The 14,292-nt window shown below is 59.0% G+C and carries 18 protein-coding genes and 3 pseudogenes; 11 read left to right on the top strand and 10 right to left on the bottom strand.

Features of this window, described 5'->3' with window-relative positions; all coding sequences use genetic code 11:
• Positions 1–18 precede the first annotated feature (18 nt).
• The 4 genes and pseudogenes from DDE77_RS13220 to DDE77_RS13205 all read left to right on the top strand — a co-directional run bounded on the left by DDE77_RS13220 (position 19) and on the right by DDE77_RS13205 (position 3,562).
• Positions 19–186, top strand: a complete 168-nt coding sequence (locus DDE77_RS13220; RefSeq protein ID WP_108397946.1) for an aa3-type cytochrome c oxidase subunit IV — start codon at positions 19–21, stop codon at positions 184–186.
• Between the two features lie 64 nt (positions 187–250).
• Positions 251–1,492 (top strand): annotated as a pseudogene (locus DDE77_RS13215) (Re/Si-specific NAD(P)(+) transhydrogenase subunit alpha); the annotation flags it as partial.
• 296 nt (positions 1,493–1,788) lie between these two features.
• Positions 1,789–2,151: a proton-translocating transhydrogenase family protein gene (locus DDE77_RS13210; protein ID WP_108397944.1), complete on the top strand. Its 363-nt coding sequence runs from the start codon at positions 1,789–1,791 to the stop codon at positions 2,149–2,151.
• A 4-nt stretch (positions 2,152–2,155) separates the two neighbouring features.
• Positions 2,156–3,562: an NAD(P)(+) transhydrogenase (Re/Si-specific) subunit beta gene (locus DDE77_RS13205; RefSeq protein WP_425430754.1), complete on the top strand. Its 1,407-nt coding sequence runs from the start codon at positions 2,156–2,158 to the stop codon at positions 3,560–3,562.
• 8 nt (positions 3,563–3,570) lie between these two features.
• Here DDE77_RS13205 and DDE77_RS13200 read toward each other — a convergent pair whose 3' ends face one another.
• Positions 3,571–3,777, bottom strand: a complete 207-nt coding sequence (locus DDE77_RS13200; protein ID WP_108397943.1) for a SlyX family protein — start codon at positions 3,775–3,777, stop codon at positions 3,571–3,573.
• Between the two features lie 270 nt (positions 3,778–4,047).
• Between DDE77_RS13200 and DDE77_RS13195 the strand changes: the two genes are divergently transcribed.
• The 3 genes from DDE77_RS13195 to DDE77_RS13185 all read left to right on the top strand — a co-directional run bounded on the left by DDE77_RS13195 (position 4,048) and on the right by DDE77_RS13185 (position 6,191).
• Entirely contained in the window at positions 4,048–4,608 is a 561-nt protein-coding gene (locus tag DDE77_RS13195) for a hypothetical protein (RefSeq protein WP_108397942.1), read from the top strand.
• 77 nt (positions 4,609–4,685) lie between these two features.
• Positions 4,686–5,324, top strand: coding sequence for a DsbA family oxidoreductase (locus tag DDE77_RS13190; RefSeq protein WP_108397941.1), 639 nt, complete (start codon positions 4,686–4,688; stop codon positions 5,322–5,324).
• A 57-nt stretch (positions 5,325–5,381) separates the two neighbouring features.
• Positions 5,382–6,191, top strand: a complete 810-nt coding sequence (locus tag DDE77_RS13185) for an alpha/beta hydrolase (RefSeq protein ID WP_108397940.1) — start codon at positions 5,382–5,384, stop codon at positions 6,189–6,191.
• 23 nt (positions 6,192–6,214) lie between these two features.
• Here the strand turns inward: DDE77_RS13185 and DDE77_RS13180 are convergent, their stop codons facing one another.
• Complete coding sequence (locus DDE77_RS13180; RefSeq protein ID WP_157959822.1) at positions 6,215–6,484, bottom strand: hypothetical protein; 270 nt, start codon at positions 6,482–6,484, stop codon at positions 6,215–6,217.
• A gap of 68 nt (positions 6,485–6,552) precedes the next feature.
• On the bottom strand, positions 6,553–6,825 hold the full coding sequence (gene rpsU / locus DDE77_RS13175) for a 30S ribosomal protein S21 (RefSeq protein ID WP_108397938.1): 273 nt from the start codon (positions 6,823–6,825) through the stop codon (positions 6,553–6,555).
• Between the two features lie 223 nt (positions 6,826–7,048).
• On the opposite strand from rpsU, the gene DDE77_RS13170 reads away from it, so the two are divergent.
• Complete coding sequence (locus DDE77_RS13170) at positions 7,049–7,735, top strand: alpha/beta fold hydrolase (RefSeq protein WP_108397937.1); 687 nt, start codon at positions 7,049–7,051, stop codon at positions 7,733–7,735.
• A gap of 158 nt (positions 7,736–7,893) precedes the next feature.
• Here DDE77_RS13170 and DDE77_RS13165 read toward each other — a convergent pair whose 3' ends face one another.
• The 3 genes from DDE77_RS13165 to DDE77_RS13155 all read right to left on the bottom strand — a co-directional run bounded on the left by DDE77_RS13165 (position 7,894) and on the right by DDE77_RS13155 (position 9,770).
• On the bottom strand, positions 7,894–8,982 hold the full coding sequence (locus tag DDE77_RS13165; RefSeq protein WP_281261305.1) for a 5-(carboxyamino)imidazole ribonucleotide synthase: 1,089 nt from the start codon (positions 8,980–8,982) through the stop codon (positions 7,894–7,896).
• 3 nt (positions 8,983–8,985) lie between these two features.
• Positions 8,986–9,450 carry a 5-(carboxyamino)imidazole ribonucleotide mutase gene (gene purE, locus DDE77_RS13160; RefSeq protein ID WP_425430757.1) on the bottom strand — a complete coding sequence of 155 codons (465 nt, stop codon included), beginning with the start codon at positions 9,448–9,450 and terminating at the stop codon, positions 8,986–8,988.
• 104 nt (positions 9,451–9,554) lie between these two features.
• A complete protein-coding gene (locus tag DDE77_RS13155; RefSeq protein ID WP_108397934.1) occupies positions 9,555–9,770 on the bottom strand; it encodes a YdcH family protein in 216 nt (71 codons plus the stop codon).
• Between the two features lie 152 nt (positions 9,771–9,922).
• Here DDE77_RS13155 and DDE77_RS13150 point away from each other — a divergent pair, with 152 nt between their 5' ends.
• On the top strand, positions 9,923–10,096 hold the full coding sequence (locus tag DDE77_RS13150) for a YdcH family protein (RefSeq protein ID WP_108397933.1): 174 nt from the start codon (positions 9,923–9,925) through the stop codon (positions 10,094–10,096).
• A gap of 60 nt (positions 10,097–10,156) precedes the next feature.
• Here the strand turns inward: DDE77_RS13150 and DDE77_RS13145 are convergent, their stop codons facing one another.
• From DDE77_RS13145 to DDE77_RS13135, 4 genes and pseudogenes are all read right to left on the bottom strand, one after another.
• Positions 10,157–10,924: a sulfite exporter TauE/SafE family protein gene (locus tag DDE77_RS13145; RefSeq protein ID WP_108397932.1), complete on the bottom strand. Its 768-nt coding sequence runs from the start codon at positions 10,922–10,924 to the stop codon at positions 10,157–10,159.
• A gap of 195 nt (positions 10,925–11,119) precedes the next feature.
• Positions 11,120–11,209, bottom strand: a pseudogene (locus DDE77_RS20225) (DUF1013 domain-containing protein); the annotation flags it as partial.
• 116 nt (positions 11,210–11,325) lie between these two features.
• Positions 11,326–11,848: pseudogene (locus DDE77_RS13140) on the bottom strand (DUF1013 domain-containing protein); the annotation flags it as partial.
• Between the two features lie 131 nt (positions 11,849–11,979).
• On the bottom strand, positions 11,980–12,993 hold the full coding sequence (locus DDE77_RS13135) for an NAD(P)H-quinone oxidoreductase (protein WP_210204392.1): 1,014 nt from the start codon (positions 12,991–12,993) through the stop codon (positions 11,980–11,982).
• Positions 12,994–13,074: 81 nt separating this feature from the next.
• Here DDE77_RS13135 and DDE77_RS13130 point away from each other — a divergent pair, with 81 nt between their 5' ends.
• On the top strand, positions 13,075–13,257 hold the full coding sequence (locus DDE77_RS13130; protein WP_108397930.1) for a DUF1192 domain-containing protein: 183 nt from the start codon (positions 13,075–13,077) through the stop codon (positions 13,255–13,257).
• Between the two features lie 306 nt (positions 13,258–13,563).
• On the top strand, positions 13,564–14,082 hold the full coding sequence (rcdA, locus tag DDE77_RS13125; protein WP_245895248.1) for a protease adaptor protein RcdA: 519 nt from the start codon (positions 13,564–13,566) through the stop codon (positions 14,080–14,082).
• Positions 14,083–14,292: the final 210 nt, after the last annotated feature.

The following is a 14,292-nucleotide window of genomic DNA, read 5'->3' as shown; positions in this document are numbered from 1 at the left end:
AGATTTGACGAGGATATAATGGCCCATACAAACCAAGCTGAACACCATGCCGAACCTGTGCAGGAATCGCCCATGGATTATGCGCAGCACGAGCGGACCTATCGGGGGTTCCTTACCGGAGTAAAGTGGACGGCTATCTCGATGGCGGTGCTGATCGTCATCCTGTACTTCCTCGTCCAGCCCTGATCGCGGCACATAAGCAGGCATTCGAAACAAGCCTGTCCGTCTGACAGGCGGGCAGGAGAGTTCCATGAAAATCGCTGTTCTTCGCGAGCGTTTTGCGGGTGAAAACCGGGTTGCGCTTACGCCGGAGACAGCGGGCAAGCTGATCGCGCTCGGTGCTAGCCTCGCGGTGGAAACCGGCGCGGGTTCTGGCTCCCGGATCATGGATCAGGACTATATGGCGGCCGGTGCCAATGTCGTGCTCTCGGCCGACGCTGCGCTTGCTGGCGCCGAGATCGTACTTACGGTGCGGCGGCCCAGCGCCGCTTCACTTGCCGGCGTCGCTACCGGTGCCTTGGTGATCGGCGCCCTTGATCCTTATGGCAATGAAGCTGACATCCTGGCGCTTGCGCAGGCGGGTGTAACAGCCATGTCCATGGAATTGATGCCGCGTATCACCCGCGCGCAGGTCATGGATATTCTTTCCTCCCAGGCCAATCTTGCGGGCTATCAAAGCGTGATCGAAGCGGCCGCCGTGTTCGAGCGTGCCTTTCCCATGATGATGACGGCAGCCGGCACGGTGCGACCGGCCAAGGTTTTCGTGATGGGTGCCGGCGTGGCGGGTCTACAGGCGATCGCCACGGCCAGGCGCCTGGGAGCGGTTGTTTCGGCGACTGATGTGCGCCCCGCTGCCAAGGAACAGGTGGAGTCACTAGGCGGCAAGTTCATCGCGGTGGAAGATGACGAGTTCAAGCAGGCGGAAACGGCAGGCGGTTACGCCAAGCAGATGTCGGCTGAATACCAGGCCAAGCAAGCCGAGCTGACGGCGCAGCACATCGCCAAGCAGGACATCGTTATAACAACCGCGCTGATCCCTGGGCGCCCGGCACCGCGGTTGATCACCCGTACCATGGTCGAGTCCATGGCGCCTGGATCTGTCATCGTTGATCTAGCCGCCGAGCGCGGCGGCAATGTGGAGTTGACCCAACCCGACCAGATCATCGAGCACAATGGCGTTCGTATTGTGGGCTATACCAATGTCCAGGGCCGCATCCCTACGACGGCCAGCCAGCTTTATGCCCGCAATCTTCTTGCCTTTGTATCCACGCTGATCGATCCCAAGAGTAAGACCCTTGCTGTTGACTGGGATGACGAACTGGTCCGCGCTGTTGTCTTGACACGTGGCGGGCAGGTGGTTCATTCCAGCTTTGCTCAACTAGCCCAAGCTGAGCCAATTGGCGGTCCAGCCCCCATGGATACTGCTGAAGTCAAGCCCTTGCGCAAGGCCACCGCCCGCAAGACGCAAGTGCCCGCAATGGCTGATACCCCCAAGAAGGCCGCTCCAGGTGTCGAGCAGTCGATTCCGGCGGCGGCCGACCCCCAGCCTACGCCAGCCAAGAAGGCCGCCACCAAGAAGGCTACCGCCGTTATCAACGCAGCTCTCGCGGCCAAGAGTGACAATCCCAAGCTTTTGTCGACCTTGCCCGAGCCCGCCGTCGTCAAAGCGCGGTCGCGCACGCGAAGGGTGATCGAGGCCACTGCCTTGGCTCCCGAAGCTGGCCAGGGCAGTTCTGCAGCGGTGTCGCGAAAGGTCCGCAAATCCATAGCGCCAAAGGACCCAGAGTAATGGAAAGCACTGCCGAACAGAGCGCGGAAATCTTGGCTACAGCCGCGCATGCAGCCACAGGCGGCGCCATCGATCCCTTCACCTTCCGGCTGGCTATTTTCGTGCTGGCCATCTTTGTTGGCTATTTCGTCGTTTGGTCGGTTACTCCAGCCCTGCACACGCCCTTGATGAGCGTCACCAACGCCATTTCTTCGGTGATCGTCGTTGGTGCGCTGCTGGCCGTTGGCGTTCATCTTGCGACAGATGCGAGCTGGATCAGCAAGCTCTTTGGCTTCATTGCCCTGGTTCTGGCAAGCGTGAACATTTTTGGCGGGTTCCTCGTCACCCAGCGCATGCTCGGCATGTACAAGAAAAAGGGCTGAGCTGATGATCTCTGCAGAATGGGCAGCCCTGCTTTATCTGGTTTCCGGCGTCCTGTTCATCCTCGCCCTGCGCGGCCTGTCCAGCCCACGATCAGCCCGGCAGGGCAATCTCTTGGGCATGGTTGGCATGGGCATCGCCATTGTGACGACGCTGGCCGTCGCTGCGCCGTCCGATTGGATCAGCTGGCTCTTGATCATTGCCGGCCTGGGCATTGGTGGGGGCGTCGGCGCGTATATGGCACGCACGGTCAAGATGACCGACATGCCGCAATTGGTGGCCGCTTTTCACTCGCTTGTCGGCCTGGCAGCCGTGTTTGTTGCCGCAGCCGCACTCTATGCGCCTGCCTCGTTCGAGATCGGCGTTCCGGGTGATATTCATGCCCAAGCGCTGATCGAGATGAGCATCGGGGTGGCGATCGGCGCCTTTACCTTCACCGGTTCGGTAATCGCCGTCGCCAAGCTCAACGGCAATATGAGCGGCAAGCCCATCATCCTGCCGGCCCGTCACTTCATCCACATCGCGATAGGTATAGCTATCCTGCTGCTGGTCTGGGCATTCACGACCTCAGCCGATCCCTGGCTGTTCTGGGTCATTACTCTGTTGGCGCTGATCTTGGGCGGGCTCATGATCATTCCGATCGGCGGAGCGGACATGCCGGTGGTAGTGTCCATGCTCAATTCCTATTCCGGCTGGGCAGCGGCGGGCATCGGTTTCACGCTGGGCAATACGGCACTCATCATCACCGGAGCCCTGGTCGGCTCATCCGGCGCGATTCTGAGCTACATCATGTGCAAGGCCATGAACCGCTCTTTCGTCTCGGTGATCCTCGGCGGCTTTGGCGGTGACAGCGACGCTGGAGCAGGAGCTGCGGAAGATAATCGTCCGGTCAAGCAAGGCGCAGCAGACGACGCAGCGTTCCTGATGAAAAACGCGGGCAAGGTCATCATTGTGCCCGGCTATGGCATGGCCGTAGCGCAGGCCCAGCATGCCTTGCGTGAAATGGCCGATTTGCTGAAGCATGAGGGGGTGACGGTGAAATACGCCATACACCCGGTTGCGGGCCGCATGCCGGGGCACATGAACGTGCTGCTGGCCGAAGCCAATGTGCCCTATGACGAGGTCTTCGAACTTGAAGACATTAATTCCGAATTCGCCCAGTCCGACGTGGCCTTCGTTATCGGCGCCAATGACGTGACCAACCCCTCAGCCAAGACCGATAAAAGCTCGCCCATTTATGGCATGCCGGTACTCAATGTCGAAGACTCAGGAACAGTGCTGTTCATCAAGCGCGGCATGGCAGCTGGCTATGCGGGCGTACAAAACGAATTGTTCTTCCGCGACAACACCATGATGCTGTTTGGCGACGCCAAGAAGGTCACCGAGGAAATCGTCAAGGCGCTCGGGCACTAAGGCAGGCATCAGTAATGTGGTGGGGGCGGTTCTGTGCCGGGATCGGCGATATGCACGCCTGATCGCACCTGCTCTTCAACAATCTCGAGCTTGCGGGTCAGCAGATCAATCTGCCGCCATTGGGCAGTGATCGTTGCGTTAAGTTCTTCAATGGTTTGGTCCTGAAAGGCGATGCGTGTTTCAAGAGCTTCAAGGCGTGTGGCGAACTCTGTCATGATCAGCTCCGGGCATTGCTGAACGCCTTATAAAATCCGTCTTTACGGTTTGACCAGAGCCTGGCTGCAGCCAAGGCGCGCACCTCCCCACCAGCCGATGTCCTAAATACATAGCGCGACCACCCATTAAGGTGGGTGCGTGAGCGCTGCAATTGCATAGGTCAGGGCAACTTCCCCAGCGTCAATCCCCAAGTCGTGAATTAACGCTTACGGAACCGATGGGCCGCTCGGGCTCTTACTCCCACAGTTCTTCTAGTTCAGGTGCCGAAAATGGCGACCATCACTGCAGCAAGCTACGCTACAAAATCGCAGTCAGTTTTGGATGTCAACCGGCACGATGTGCTCGGTTTTCTTCTCAGTGCTGTGCTGCCAGTCGCTGCTTACATGGTGTTTAATGGTGTCGCTCAGCTCAACGCTGTGACGCCGCTGTTCTTTGCGCCATTTGGCATGCCCGGCTGGATGGGTGCTGCGCTGTACCTGATGGCTCTTCCATTGTTTGGCATTGCCCGCTGGATGGTTGCCCCAAAAGGTGAGGCTGGTGCCAATGCTGGTTGGTGGCTCGTGGCCCTGATGGCCGGAACAATCGTGTTCCCATTCATTGTTGCCCCGCTCGACTCATTGATGCTCAGCATCATGTCTATGAGCCTGCTAATCGTGGGTCTGGGCGCAGCCATTCGCACGGCCAAGGTGTCGCATCTGGCAGGCGTGGTCATGCTGCCAGGCCTTGCTTGGCTGGGGCTTAGCGCCTTTGTCGGCCTTAGCTTTGTTGCCGGCTGGACGCCGCCTTTTGGTCTCACCAATGCCAACGCCAATGTGAATGCACCGGCCTGAACCTAGGCCGGTTACTATCAGGTGCGTTCTTGCGATTACCGTTTGCGCGAGCCATGTGATGGCAAAGAGGATTTGCCATGACCAAACAGCTCAAGATCGACGTATTCACAGATGTGGTTTGTCCCTGGTGTGTGGTTGGTTCAGCCCGACTTGACGCCGCGGTCGCCAAACTGGCTGATGACATCGATGTGATCATCGAGAACCATCCCTTCTATCTCGATCCTAACACACCGCCTGAAGGCGTTGTTGTCGCGGATATGCTGCGCGAGAGATATGGCAATGAGCCCAGCGAAATGTGGGCGCGGGTAGAGGGCGAAGCCCGCAAGGCTGGTGTTGAGCTCGACCTATCCAAGCAGCCGCGCATGTTTCCAACCAAAAAGGCGCACACCATTACACGCCTTGCCAAGCCCCTTGGCATTCAGCACGAACTGGCCAATGCGATCGCTAACGCGTATTTCCTGGAACATCGCCAGATCAATGATGACAATGTCCTAGCTGACATCGCCGTCGAGTTCGGTTTCGATCGCGGCGATGCGCTCGACGCCATGAACGATGAGCATGAGTTGGCCATCACCGAACAATTGGCCAATGACGCAGCAGCCCAAGGCATTCGCGGCGTACCCTTCTTTGTATTCGGCGAGAAATATGCGCTTTCGGGCGCACAGCCGGCAGAAGTGTTTGATCGAGCCCTGGCGCAGGTCATCGAAGAGCTTTAGCAAGGCACCGGCTTGCCTTAAACAGGACGTTCTCCGTCCCACCTGCCGAGGTTATCGTTGAAGCTTATTGTTCGTCTTCTTGTTGGCTTGGCCTTGGTTGTGGCCGTTCTGTATGCGGCCGTCGTGGGGTACATGTACTTCAATCAGCGGGCGCTGCAGTACTTTCCCGAGGGCGAAATCGTCGCGCTTTCAGAAGCCAGCTTGCCGGGAGCTGTGGTTGTAAGCATCGTTTCCGGCGATGGCATGATCAACGGGTGGTACCAGGCGCCCCATCCTGGAATGCCGTTGATCATCTACTACAAGGGCAATTCAGGCAGTTTCAGCGCCGAGCATGAGCGGTTCGAGCAGTTTGTTGCGGACGGATACGGTTTTCTGTCCTTCGACTACCGCGGCTTTCCCATGTCCCCAGGTGAAATCACGCAGGACAATATTCTGGAGGATGCCGTCGCGGCTTTCGACTGGGCTCAAGCAAGGGGCGTCCCCATCATGATTTGGGGGAGGTCGCTGGGTTCAGGGCCTGCGGCGTATGTTGCTAGTGTGCGCGATGCAGAGGCCTTGTTGCTGGAAACCCCGTTTTTGTCGGCGGCCAATGTTGCTAGCGAGCGCTATCCTTATCTGCCCGTCAGCGCGGTGATGCAGGATCAGTTTCCAGTCAAGCAATGGATCGTCGATGTTGGCGAACCCGTGCTGGTGGCGCATGGCACGGCGGACACGATCATCGATGTCAGCAATGGCGAGCGCCTGTTTCCCCTGGTGCCCAACAAGGGCGAGCTCTGGATCGAGCCCGGTGCAGACCATGGGGATCTCTGGGCCCGCGGGATCTGGAGCCACGCAGCGTCCTTTTTCGCACAGGCCATGGCGCGTTAAGTCGGGCCCTTCAAACCACAGGATTACGGTGAAGGCTGCGGCTGATCCGGTGCTTCCCCGCCTACAGCATCAGGAGTTACTTCGGTCGCGCCTGCAGAAACATTGTCCACTTCTGTCTGACCGCTTCCAGCATCGGGTGTGTTGTTGATGTTGGTGAAGACAAGGACTGCCACCAACAGGCCGACAACCAAAATAGCAATGCCGATCAGGGTGCTTCTGTTTCTCATAAGGGGCTCACCAGTTTGCAGCGTGTGCCAGAACAACGAGAAACGGCGCGTTCGGTTCAACAGCAAGGCCTATGTTCCCTGAGCAAACAAAAACGCCGCCCCGAAGGACGGCGTTTTGATTGATTGCCGGAAGCTTAGCTGCGCGGTGCCGCTGCAGCCGGACGGCCAGCCTGGCCGGGACGTGCAGCCGGCGTTGGGGCGGGCAAACCGCCTTCACGCTGCGCACGCTTGCGAGCCAGCTTGCGGGCACGACGAACGGCCTCAGCCTTCTGACGAGCCTTCTTTTCGGATGGCTTCTCATAGTAGTTGCGCAGCTTCATTTCACGGAAGACGCCTTCGCGCTGCAGCTTTTTCTTAAGCGCGCGCAGCGCCTGGTCTACGTTGTTATCGCGAACGACTACTTGCAAAGGTCAACCGCCCTTTCGAAGCTTGGACATGTGGGTTTGGAACTAAGCGCCGGAGCCAAAAGGAACCGTCGCCGACCAGCAAAGCTAGTCACCGTGGCCCGCTCTATAGCCCAGCGCGGGGGCGGGGGCAAGAGAAAAACCACAGATCTCCCGGATCCGGGCTTGCTCGCTGCACCCGGGGATAAGAATGTCGCATCGGTCGATTTGTTGCGAGGGAGCGAAAATGGCTGATGATCTTATTCTTTTGCCCGGTTTGCTGTGCGACGCGCGCTTGTGGCGCGATGTTATGAGCGGTCTCGCGGTTCGCTCCCACATTGCTGACCTGACACAGGATCAATCCGTTCCTGCAATGGCCAAGCGCGTGCTGAAAACTGCACCGGCACGATTCGCCTTGGCTGGGCTTTCGATGGGCGGCTATGTAGCCTTGGAAATCATGCGGCAAGCGCCGGAGCGGGTGACGCATCTGGCCTTGCTCGATACCTCCGCCCGGCCTGACGATGACGCGCGAAAGGAAACAAGGCGCAAGGGCATAGCCATGGTGCAGCAGGGCCGCTTCATTGGCGTGTCACGTGGCCTACTCGGCACCCTCATCGCACCGCATCATATGGGCACGCCGCTTGCGGCAGAAGTGCAGGCCATGAGCGAGCGCGTGGGCGCGCAGGCCTATGTGCGCCAGCAGGCTGCGATCATGGGCCGGGTCGACTCCCGACCCATGCTTGGGACGATACAGGTGCCCGCGCTTGTTGGAGTGGGGGAGATGGACAAGCTGACACCGCCTGAACTGGCAGAGGAAATGGCAGGGGCAATTCAGGAAGCAGAGCTGGTGCGTTTTCCCGACAGCGCCCATTTGCCGACTATGGAGAATCCGGAGGTGGTGGTTGAGGCGATGCGGAGATGGTTGGAGCGGTAGGCTAGGCTAGGCTAGGCTGGTACCATTACCTCGTCCTTTGACGGATTCAGGATGAGATCTCCTTTGGCCTCTAGCGTGAGGTCTCTGGACAACCATTGACCGTCCTGCGCTCTCATGAGCCTAGCAAACTGAGGCGGCAGGCGAGTGGAGCCCCGTCTCTAAACCCGCCGGGTAATCCGGTTCACATGGCCCATCTTGCGCCCAGCGCGCGCTTCGGCCTTGCCATAAAGATGAGGCTGGCTATCTCCATCGAGATCCTCTGGCACCCTCATCACATCATCGCCGATTAAGTTCTCCATAACCACGTCGGCCATCCGTGCTGGGTCACCCAAAGGCCACCCCAGAACCGCACGAATATGCTGTTCGAATTGATCGGTAAGGCACACGGCTTCCGTCCAGTGGCCGGAATTGTGCACGCGTGGAGCGATCTCGTTCACCAGCAGGGCTGGTCGCTCGCCTGGTACCACAAAGAACTCGACTCCCAATACGCCGACATAATCCAGTGCCACCACAATGACCTTGGCCAGCATGGCAGCGTGCTTGGCGACGCCGGGCGGGACATTAGCCGGAACCGTACTGGTATGAAGAATATGGTGCCGGTGCACGTTTTCCGCCGGGTCATAGGCGCGCACTTCACCTGCGGCATTGCGCGCTACAACGACCGAGATTTCTGATTCAAACGGTACAAAGGCTTCCAGCACCAGGGGCTTGGGTTCAAGTGCCGCAAACGCCGATTCCGCATCGGCGCGCTCGCGAAGGACGCGCTGCCCCTTGCCGTCATAGCCCAGCCGGGTTGTTTTAAGCACCGCGGGTAGCCCAAGGGCGTCGATCGCAGTTTCGAGCTCTTGAAGGCTTGTGACGGCACGATAGGGTGCCACAGGAATGTTCTTGGACTCCAGGAACCCCTTCTCGGCCAAACGATCCTGCGAAATCGCCAGGGCATTTGCACTAGGGCAAAGGGGCTTGCGCGCTGCAAGAAAAGACGTGGTTGCCGCAGGAACGTTCTCGAACTCGTATGTGACCACATCAACCGCGTCAGCGAAGGCCGCTAGCGCCGTCTCGTCGTCGTAGGCAGCAATTGTCTTGTGTGGCGTCACCTCGAAAGCAGGGCTTTGCGGATCCGGGCAGAAAATGTGCGTGCGCATGCCCAGTCTGCTGGCGGCCAGCGACAACATGCGGCCGAGTTGGCCACCCCCAAGAATGCCGATCATGCTGCCTGGGGGCAGGGCGGATACGTCTTGGGGCAAGGCTTACTCTGTATCTGTTGGAAATTGCGGGACGGCGGCAGTCTGGCGCGCGCGAAACGCGTCGAGCCGATCGGCCAGATCATCATCGCTGAGCGCCAGCACGGCGGCGGCAAGTAGCGCCGCATTAATAGCTCCGGGTTCTCCGATGGCCAGGGTGCCGACAGGAACTCCCCCCGGCATCTGGACAATGGAAAGCAGGCTGTCCTGGCCGTTGAGCGCCTTGGAGCGGACTGGAACGCCAAACACCGGCAGGGGCGTCATGGCAGCGATCATGCCCGGCAGATGAGCCGCTCCGCCGGCGCCTGCTATAATAATCTTGAAGCCCTCGGAGCGAGCGTCGGTGGCAAATTCCACCAGCCGTTCGGGCGTCCGGTGAGCCGAAACAATGCGCGCTTCATATTCGATCTCGAGCGCTTCAAGCGTCTCAGCGGCGAGCCGCATGGTGGGCCAATCGGATTGGCTGCCCATGATGATGGCGACGACTGGTTTGGTGAGCACGGCCGATTCCCCCATCGGTCTTTGCAAAGCGCGGAACTAGCCCAATTGTTGCCACACATCAAGGCGCCTCAGCGTCATGCAATGATGTCGGGCAGCAAAATATTTTCCAGCTGAACGATGCGATCCTTGAGCGCCAGTTTGCGCTTTTTAAGCCGCTGCAGCAGCATGCGATCGGCCACATGCGACTGGGTCAATGTATCGATAGCTGCGTTCAGATCACTGTGTTCCTGGCGTTTTGTAGCCAGTTCCAGTCCCAGAGCAGCTTCCTCTTCCCTGGTGAGCGACATCATGATTTGGAGCGCACCCCACGCTTTTCCGTTAGCTCTGGTTAACCGATCGGCACCGGTTTTGCATCACATTTCCAGAGCTGTGTTTAAGGGCGTCGACAAAGCGTGAATTATTTGTGACGATACCGACGTCCACCAATCTTCTAGGAGTTGTTATGACGACTGAAGGCCATGTTGCGGCGCTTGAACGGCGCCATCAGGAGTTGGATCGGCAGATTCAGAACGCAATGCAGAACACGCGGAAAGACGATCTGGCGATAGCCGCCTTGAAGCGGAAGAAACTCGAAGTGAAGGACGAACTCTACAAATACTCGAGTAACACACAGTAGGCGTAAGTTCCCGGTGGGAATAGAAGGGTCTCAGCATAGGCTGCGGCCCTTTTTTGTTGCCTAGAGGCCGAGGAAAACACCGCGAACACCGTCCCAAACCAGCTTGAGGGCGAGCAGGAAAACCAGCCAATAGGCAATGCGGTAGAACCACTTCATGGAAATGCGGCGCACCAAATAGATGCCGAGGAACACGCCCGCGATCCCGACGGGGGTCATCGCTGCCGATAGCTGCAGATTGTGGACATTGAGCTGCCCCAGAAAGAAATAGGGGATCAGCTTTGCCGAGTTGACGATGGCAAAGAACACGGCCGAGGTGCCCGAATAGGTCGCGGGCGGCAGACGGCGGGGCAGGACATAGATCTGGAACGGTGGGCCGCCTGTGTGGCTGATAAAGCTGGTAAAGCCCGCAAAGCCGCCCCAGAACACGCCCCAAGGCTTCGACGGCGGAAGGCCCTCGAGTTTTTTGCGCAAGGGCAAGAGGGCGTCGAGGATAAACAAAAGGGTAATAACGCCCACAAACAGCAACACAGCTGCATCCGACACAAAGGCCCACAAGCCCCAACCCAGCAGCGTGCCTGCGGCCGCGCCGGGCAGCATGATACGGATAATGCCCCAGTCCACGTCCTTGCGGTAGGCGTAGACGGCGATGACATCCATGGCGAGCAGGACTGGCAGCATCATGCCTGCCGCGTCACGTGCCGGCATGACAAGGCTCAGCAGCGGCACCCCGACCATGCCCAAGCTCCCGAGCAGACCGGCTTTGCTCAGGCCAACAATAAGCACGGCGATCACGGCGATCGCGACAAAATAGGGATCAAAGATGGGCATGAAAACAGTCCGGGGGTAACGTACCCTTGGGTACGCCTTGTGGCGGACTTGTCAACTGGAATGGAAGACGAACGGCGCTATGCGGATTAAGGTAGACATCCTAAGCGCGTCAAAGGACGAGTTCGTGTCCCTGGCGACTGCCGGTGCGACCCCGTGGGGCGCAAAGCTCACCACGAGGTCATCAAAGCTGGTCGATTATTCGTCGTCGTTGTTCTTGAGCGACTTGAGCTTGGCAAACACTGAATCGGCGTCGAATTCGTCCTGCGCTTCGGCTGGACGATGATCGTTTGCCGCGAATTCCCCATCAGGGCCTTCGGAGTGGCCGCGAGCACCAGCGCGTTCAAGTGCCTCTTCGGCCGTCATCAGCGTGGTGCCTTCTGGAAGCTCGTCAACGCCTGGCCCGCCCTTGGAGGCGCGCTTCACCTCAAGGTCGAGGTCGATCTGGCTGCAGAGGCCCAAGGTCACCGGGTCCATGGCGGTAAGGTTGGCGGCGTTCCAGTGCGTTGATTCACGCACGGAATCGATGGTGGACTTGGTGGTGCCCACAAGACGCATGATCTGGGCGTCCTTGAGTTCGGGATGGTTGCGCACCAGCCATTTGATGGCATTGGGGCGCTCGTTGCGGCGCGAGATCGGAGTGTAGCGAGGACCCTTGCGCTTCGCGGCTGCAACGCGAACCTTGGGTTCGCTCAGCTTCATGCGATAATTGGGATCCTTTTCGGCCTTTTCGATCTCTTCCTTGGTCAGCTGGCCGTTCTGGATGGGATTCACACCCATGATGCCGCCGGCAACATCGCCATCGGCAATGCCCTGAACTTCAAGCGGGTGCAGAGTGCAAAAGGCAGCGATCTGCTCGAATGACAGCGCAGTGTTGTCGACGAGCCAGACGGCAGTAGCCTTGGGCATCAACAGGGGCTGGCTCATGATAAATTTCTCCTGCAGGCGCGGCCGGTTTTCCTCCGGACCGCTCCGCCTCTTTGCTTCATGCTGAGGGGGAACATGCTTAATATACGGCTTCGCCTGCCGATCCGCAATAACGATATGCGATTTGCCCCTTACTGTTCACGGCCGAAAGAGGTGACCAGCACCAGCTTTCCGCTGTGGCCGCGGCTCTCCATGAGAGCATGAGCCGAGGCTGCCTCTTCAAGGAGGAAGGTAGCGATCTCAGGCCTGGGGCACTCGGGATCATCTAAGGCGGGAAGTAGAGCGGAGCGGATGCGGCTAGCGATGCGGGCCTTGGTTGCGCCTGGCTGAGGACGCAGGGTTGAGCCGGAGAGCGTCAATTGCTTGGCCATGATGGTGCGGAGTGAAACCGTGGCTGTATTGCCGCCCAGCGTGGCGATCTGAACAATGTGCCCGCCGCGCGCCGACATTTCGATGTTGCGCGCCGCCATCTCGCCGCCGATCAGATCGACTACGCGATCGACGCCTCGCCCGTCGGTCAGTTTCATGATTTCTGCAACAAGGTCTTGTTCCCTATGATTGACCACCGCTGCCGCGCCAAGCCTGCGAGCATATTCGGCCTTTGCTGCGGAGGAGACAACGCCGATCGCCTTGGCACCCAGGATCGCGGTGATCTGGACAGCCGCTCCGCCAATGCCGCCAGCTGCGCCGTGGACGAGCACGGTCATGCCAGCCTCTAGTTCGGCGCGCATCACCAGGGTTTGCGTCACCGTGAACCATGTTTCAGGCAGAGCCGCTGCCTCGGTCATGCTCCAGCCGTTCGGCATCGGCAGCACCTGCCCAGCGGGAACGGTAACGAACTCGGCATAGCCGCCACCATTGACCAGAGCCATCACCGGGTCGCCCACCTGCCACTCCCGGACATCTGTGCCGATTGCTGCAATTTCCCCAGCCACTTCCAGGCCGGGCAGGGGAGAGGCGCTTGGCGGGGGATCGTATTGACCGCGTCGCTGCGCCAGATCGGGACCATTGACCCCTGCGGCTGCAACACGGATGAGCACCTCGTCGACGCCGCAATCGGGAACGTTCCACGACTGGGCTTGCAACACTTCGGGGCCGCCCGGTCTTGTTATAGCGATGGCTTGCATGCTGGCTGGTATGGTCATCTTGCCATGCTGCCTGCAACGGCCTTGCCGGGCAAGCCTGCAGCGCTAGGTTGTGTGTCGTGTTTGGTGCGGAGGCTTTAGATGGATGATGATCTGATCAAGAAACCCAAGGCTCATGAGGTCGGCATGCCGCTCTACGCGATGTCGGTTGAAGAGCTTGAGGGCCGCGTGCGCCTGCTGGAAGCCGAGATTGCCCGGATCCATGACGCAATCGAAGCGCGCGGCAAAACCAAGAAAGCCGCCGAGTCGGTGTTCAAGTTCTGACCGTTAGGGCGCTTCACGGAGCTGGAAAGCACAGGGTTAAGATTCTGCGTCCGCTTAACCCGCAATTAATACCTTGGCGGTAAGGTCTCATTATTCAGATTGTTCTGGATTTGGCAGAGCGATTTCTCCCTCTGTTTGACGCCTCCCTGTTGACTTCGAGAGCGGTCCCTGCCGCTCTCTTTTTCTTTATGGGTGCTGTTTCAGCCAGTGTGCTGTTCTTAAAGCTCTTTTCAGATTAGTCGCGGCGCGATGGTGACGCTGGTGCGAAATCAGCCTATTCTGCAAGCAGGGTAAGGAGCGCGTTCATTGTCCAATTGGAATGACACCGAAACGGCGATTGCCATTGGCCCGCGTATTGTGGCCTCGGGCGGGTTCGACCTGCTTTACCGTGAAGGCATGAGCCTGATCGAAGAGGTTGCCTCCTATCTGGACGGCGATGGGCGCGCTGAAAGTCGCATTCTCAGCCGCGAAGCTTCCTTCATCTACGCAACCGAATCGATGCGCCTGACCACCCGGTTGATGCAACTGGCCTCCTGGCTGCTGCTGCAACGCGCCGTTAACGAAGGCGAGATCACAAAGGAAAATGCGCGTTCGGAGAAGGAGAAGGTCAAATTCTCGGCGACCCCATCCGAGCGGGGCGGGCCGGGATATGATCAACTGCCACAAACCCTTCGCGACTTTATCGACAAGGGTGACCGCCTGTTTGACCGCGTGATGCAGTTCGATACGCTGGAGCGCGGCAAGATGCCGGTGCTGGATGCGGGTGTGGCCAATGGCATTGCGGACCAGTTGGCCCGGCTCAAGGCTGCGTTCGGGCGCGTCTGAGGCTCCCAAACGCCGCTGAACTTACCCGGAATCTCCAGTAGACCTCATGGTGAGCACGTCGAACTACGAGGTCAAACGAGTGGAGCTATTGTGCTACGCCCTCCTGGTTCGACAGGCTCACCATGAGGTCTATTGGTAGATCGCTCGAGCCGATCGGACGTGACCCTGCCCCAAAGCAAAAAACCCGGCACAGGGCCGGGCTTTTCGAAT

It is taken from the genome of Devosia submarina, from assembly GCF_003056345.1.
GTDB lineage: Bacteria > Pseudomonadota > Alphaproteobacteria > Rhizobiales > Devosiaceae > Devosia > Devosia submarina.
Note: the sequence above shows the minus strand (reverse complement) of the source record. Positions and strands in the feature narration are given on the sequence as shown.

Excerpts from the sequence above, each read along its gene's own strand:
- DDE77_RS13220 (WP_108397946.1), top strand. The coding sequence starts at position 19 with ATGGCCCATACAAACCAAGCTGAACACCATGCCGAACCTGTGCAGGAA.
- DDE77_RS13210 (WP_108397944.1), top strand. The coding sequence starts at position 1,789 with ATGGAAAGCACTGCCGAACAGAGCGCGGAAATCTTGGCTACAGCCGCG.
- DDE77_RS13205 (WP_425430754.1), top strand. The coding sequence starts at position 2,156 with ATGATCTCTGCAGAATGGGCAGCCCTGCTTTATCTGGTTTCCGGCGTC.
- DDE77_RS13200 (WP_108397943.1), bottom strand. The coding sequence starts at position 3,777 with ATGACAGAGTTCGCCACACGCCTTGAAGCTCTTGAAACACGCATCGCC.
- DDE77_RS13195 (WP_108397942.1), top strand. The coding sequence starts at position 4,048 with ATGGCGACCATCACTGCAGCAAGCTACGCTACAAAATCGCAGTCAGTT.
- DDE77_RS13190 (WP_108397941.1), top strand. The coding sequence starts at position 4,686 with ATGACCAAACAGCTCAAGATCGACGTATTCACAGATGTGGTTTGTCCC.
- DDE77_RS13170 (WP_108397937.1), top strand. The coding sequence starts at position 7,049 with ATGGCTGATGATCTTATTCTTTTGCCCGGTTTGCTGTGCGACGCGCGC.
- purE (WP_425430757.1), bottom strand. The coding sequence starts at position 9,450 with ATGGGCAGCCAATCCGATTGGCCCACCATGCGGCTCGCCGCTGAGACG.
- DDE77_RS13155 (WP_108397934.1), bottom strand. The coding sequence starts at position 9,770 with ATGATGTCGCTCACCAGGGAAGAGGAAGCTGCTCTGGGACTGGAACTG.
- DDE77_RS13150 (WP_108397933.1), top strand. The coding sequence starts at position 9,923 with ATGACGACTGAAGGCCATGTTGCGGCGCTTGAACGGCGCCATCAGGAG.
- DDE77_RS13145 (WP_108397932.1), bottom strand. The coding sequence starts at position 10,924 with ATGCCCATCTTTGATCCCTATTTTGTCGCGATCGCCGTGATCGCCGTG.
- DDE77_RS13135 (WP_210204392.1), bottom strand. The coding sequence starts at position 12,993 with ATGACCATACCAGCCAGCATGCAAGCCATCGCTATAACAAGACCGGGC.
- DDE77_RS13130 (WP_108397930.1), top strand. The coding sequence starts at position 13,075 with ATGGATGATGATCTGATCAAGAAACCCAAGGCTCATGAGGTCGGCATG.